Source organism: Luteococcus sp. Sow4_B9, assembly GCF_052116585.1.
Taxonomy (GTDB): Bacteria; Actinomycetota; Actinomycetes; order Propionibacteriales; family Propionibacteriaceae; genus Luteococcus.
In genome coordinates this window covers 1-414 of record NZ_JBQKKT010000081.1, presented here as the reverse complement: position 1 = coordinate 414, position 414 = coordinate 1, and the positions used below count along the sequence as shown (strand labels likewise).

Genomic DNA, 414 nt, shown 5'->3' with positions numbered 1-414 from the left:
GTAGGCGTTGATCACCGCCGCGATGTCTGCGTCGAACGGGACCCGACGGTCCTTGGCTCCCTTTCCGTGAACGGTCAGCCAGCGGGCGCCGATGTCGACGTCGGCGACCGTTAGCGACAGCACTTCACACGATCTCAACCCGCAGTAGAGCATCAGCCCGGCCATCGCCAGGTCACGCTTGCTGTGCAGACTGGCCAACAGTGCGGAACACTCCGCAGCGGACAAGGCCCGCGGGAGCCGGCGTGGGGTGCGCAGCCGCAGCCGGGACCGGGGTGTGGGGCGTCGTTTCGTGTGAGCCAACAGCCCCGAGCGCTCACCAGGGGCGAACCACGACGATGGGCGGCCCTTCGGGATCGGTGAGACGCGATCAGGGTCGCGCATGGACAAGAACTCATACATCCCCGACACCGCCGC

General features: G+C 67.4%; 1 protein-coding gene. It reads right to left on the bottom strand.

The genetic code is table 11. The features are described from left to right. Positions 1-381: tyrosine-type recombinase/integrase (locus tag ACTQ49_RS15040; protein WP_441828642.1), on the bottom strand; the 381-nt coding region annotated here is incomplete at its 3' end. Positions 382-414 lie beyond the last annotated feature (33 nt).